6 protein-coding genes are annotated in these 3732 nt (G+C 34.1%); all 6 read right to left on the reverse strand.

Annotation, left to right across the window (positions count from 1 at the left end):
* Nucleotides 1-869 (reverse strand): DegT/DnrJ/EryC1/StrS family aminotransferase (locus ACI3VO_RS09030; protein ID WP_439757598.1); only part of this gene is annotated, 869 nt, incomplete at its 3' end.
* Nucleotides 870-954: 85 nt separating this feature from the next.
* Nucleotides 955-1173, reverse strand: a complete 219-nt coding sequence (locus ACI3VO_RS09035; protein WP_439757599.1) for an acyl carrier protein — start codon at nucleotides 1171-1173, stop codon at nucleotides 955-957.
* A gap of 43 nt (nucleotides 1174-1216) precedes the next feature.
* Nucleotides 1217-2212: a ketoacyl-ACP synthase III gene (locus ACI3VO_RS09040; protein ID WP_439757600.1), complete on the reverse strand. Its 996-nt coding sequence runs from the start codon at nucleotides 2210-2212 to the stop codon at nucleotides 1217-1219.
* 80 nt (nucleotides 2213-2292) lie between these two features.
* Entirely contained in the window at nucleotides 2293-2655 is a 363-nt protein-coding gene (locus ACI3VO_RS09045) for an SDR family NAD(P)-dependent oxidoreductase (protein ID WP_439757601.1), read from the reverse strand.
* Nucleotides 2652-3059: an SDR family NAD(P)-dependent oxidoreductase gene (locus ACI3VO_RS09050; RefSeq protein ID WP_439757602.1), complete on the reverse strand. Its 408-nt coding sequence runs from the start codon at nucleotides 3057-3059 to the stop codon at nucleotides 2652-2654. Before ACI3VO_RS09050 ends, ACI3VO_RS09045 begins: the two co-directional genes overlap by 4 nt.
* A 16-nt stretch (nucleotides 3060-3075) precedes the next feature.
* Nucleotides 3076-3732, reverse strand: a 657-nt coding sequence (locus tag ACI3VO_RS09055; RefSeq protein ID WP_439757603.1) for a 3-oxoacyl-ACP synthase III family protein, incomplete at its 5' end; no start/stop codon positions are given.

A 3732-nucleotide genomic window follows, 5' to 3' on the forward strand; every position in this document is an offset into this window, starting at 1 on the left:
TTTTCATCAATAACAATTGGAAAATATGCATAGTTTGACTCCACATTATTCAATTGCGTAGGAATGCGAATTCCTTCTACGTTAGATAACCTTTCAATGTATTTCTCGTATAGTATTTTTCTCTTATTAATTTCGTCTCCAATATGTCTTAAATTGCATATTCCCATTGCGGCACAAAATTCATTCATTTTAGCATTAGCTCCTACACCATCAACCACTTCTGGTCCTCTAATGCCAAAATTTTTTAGTCTATAAATTTTTAAACCAAACTCTTTATCTTTAAAGCATACTGCTCCACCTTCTATGCTATTAAAAACTTTCGTTGCATGAAAACTAAAGCAGGACACATCTCCAAAGTTACCTATCGCAATGTTATTTACTTTTTCTCCGAAGGCATGTGCAGCATCATATATTACCTTCAAACCATACTTCTTTGCAATATAATTTATACCCTCTGTGTCACAAATATTACCATAAACATGAACAGGCATTATAGCACAAGTTTTATCCGTAACCAATCTTTCTACCTTGTTCACATCTATTGTAAAGTCCCTATCGTTAATATCACAAAAAACAGGTTGCAATCCATTTCTGACTATTGCATGGGTGGTAGAAGCGAAAGTAAAAGGAGTTGTAATTACTTCCCCCTGTAAATTTAAAGCTTGTAAAGATAATTCTAAAGCCATATGCCCATTTGTTAGCAGTTCAATATTGGGAACATTTAAATACTTTATTAATTCATTTTGAAAAAGTTGATGCTTCACACCCATATTAGTCAACCATTTACTTTCCCAAATATCCTTAATTTCATCAATATATTCCGTTAACTCTGGCATTGACGGTTGTGTTACATAAATTGCTTCTTTCATTTCTACTCCATGATCAATATCCTAATATGATTAGTATTAAAAGGCAGAAAACTAATTCTGCCTTTTAAACTAATCAAGAAATAAGTTATTTCATCAAATCTAAGATGTCTTTTACTGTTTTCAATTTTCTTACCATATCACTAGTAAGTTTTACGCCAAACTCGTCTTCCATCATTACAATAAGAGATAGTTTAGTCATAGAATCGTACTCATCAATGTCTTCCAACATCATATCAGCTTGTACAGTACCTTCGTCTGCCTCAAAGGTCTCGTCAAGCAATGCCAATTTTTCTTCCAATGTCATAATAATAACCTACTTTCTTTGTAATATATAATATAGTCTGTATTTACTCAGACATATATCCATCTTCGAAATATTCATCTGTATGAATCAAAGATAGTACATCGTTTTCATTAAAGTAACAGTCAATTGTACTCCATGATAATCCTACACCAAATCCACACATCAATGCATGAATAGATTTACCAGTATTCTTATCACCATACTCCTTTACAATACTTATGGGGACAGACGCTGAACTCGTATTTCCAAAAATATCCAGAGATACAATAGTCTTATCCATGGGGAAACCAGTACGCTTAGCAACTTGTTTCATAATAAACAAATTAGCTTGATGAAGTACTAAACAATCATAATCTTCTGGCTGAAGCCCAGAAATATTCATTGTCTCTTTTAATAAATCTGGTACATCTGAACATGCGAAATTAAAAACTTCTACATCGTCCATTATCGCCCCATAACTTTTTCCTAAAGGAGCTTCGGGATTTCTCCATCCTCCATAAGGCGTAATTATTGCCTTGTAACCAGCACCATTTGTCTTCGATACCATTACCATTTCATTTGTTTTGTTATCTTTTTCAATTAAAGTGGCAGTTCCAGCGTCTCCGAACAACATTGTTGCTGAATGTGCAGTTTTTGATGTATATTTAGCATTCTTTTCTTTCGCAGAAGTATCTCCAGCTAAAAGCAAAGCATATTTCTTGGTAGAGTTCTTAAGCAAGCTACCAACAATATTAATTCCACATGTAAATCCAGAACAACCTAGATTAACATCAAAAGCAATACAATCACAGCCTATACCTAACCTGTCTTGCAACAAACAAGCAGTTGCTGGCAATGTATAATCTGCTGTCTGAGTAACAAAGACTAAGACTCCTATTTCACGCAGATCAATATTCTTTTTTTCTAATAACTCTTTTGCGGCTACATAACAAAAATCTGCAGTTGTTTGATTTAAACCAGCATTATACCTACCTGTAACTCCAGTTTTTCTAGTAAATTTTTTGATTACGCTAGGATCTTCGTCAGAACAATCCAACAATGATGTCCAATCATTAGATACAGCAGCAGACATCCCTATAATTTTTATATTGTTATATTTATTTACCATAAAATTACTGTTTAACATGACGACAACCCTCCATCAATAGGCAAACATACACCAGTTATAAATCTAGAAGCAGGACTTAATAAAAATGCAATAGCTGATGCTACATCGCTAGTCTGTCCTATACCTAAGTATTGTCTAGCTAATAATCCTAAATTCGCACCACTATTTTCCCCACCATTGCCTTCTAAAAAAACCTTATACATATCTGTATTAATCATACCCGGAGCTACAGTATTAGCAGTAATACCCTTGGGAGCTAATTCAACTGACATGCACCGCATTGCACCATTCATACCAGCTTTAGAAGCCGAATATGCCAAATGAGCCTTTGAACCCCTTAATCCTGCTGTAGAGGAAATACCAACTATCCTCATACCAGGGTTATACCTATTTTTTTAGTCAAACATCTTACTATCTCAATAAAACCCATTAAATTTACATGAAGTACTTGCTCAACTATCTCAGGTTTAAATAAATTTAATGGTCTATCGTTCGTAATGCCAGCAGAATAGACTAGACCATCTACTGGACCAACCATATTTACAATATCCTTTACACTTTTCTCTATTGTTTCTAACTTACCAACATCCAAAGAACAACAAATATGTCCTGTACCCTCCATTAGAGAGATAGTCTCTTTAAGCTTATCCTCATTCCTTGCAATCAACACTACTTGCGCACCCAATTTGCTTAAGAGAATAGCGGTTTCCCTGCCAATTCCTTGAGATGCGCCAGTGATTACAATTTTCTTTCCTGTTAAATCAACTAAGTTAATCAAAATAAACCTCCCTGTTTTATTTTATTATCCCTTCACTATAAAAACTATCAGTTTCTATAACATTTAGGATTCTATCAGTATCGATAGTCAAAGAAGACACCCCCCATGACAATCCTATACCATAACCAACAATTAAAATCTTTATTAGCCCTTCTTCTCTATGAGACAGACAATGCGATAAAGTAAGTGGAATAGATACACCACTAGTGTTTCCATATTCTTCTAAAGAAGATAGAACTTTATCATTTGAAATTCCTAATTTATGTGCTATTCTCTTTACAATCAAATTGTTTGCTTGATGAAGAACAATATAATTATATGCGTCAACTGTCGTTTTATTCATCACCAAGAACTCCTTTATGGAGTTAACAACATCAGTAATTGCGAAGGAAAACACACTTACCCCATCCATATAAGAGCAATATTTCGACCTACTTTTTCCGTCTTGTGTTATGTAGTATTCCTCCTTTGGATGCATATCCCTAAAACCACCAGATGGAACAATAATAGATTTAAATCTATTACCATCAGTCATCAATAGAGTTTTAATCTTTCTATTATCTTCTTTAACATACAATATAGCTGCTCCAGCATCTCCAAACATCATGGCTGTAGACTCGTCATCTGGACTAACCAGTTTACTCGATGTTTCTCCAAGAATAAGCAAACCATA

This window comes from Intestinibacter sp. (assembly GCF_051866655.1).
GTDB lineage: Bacteria > Bacillota > Clostridia > Peptostreptococcales > Peptostreptococcaceae > Intestinibacter.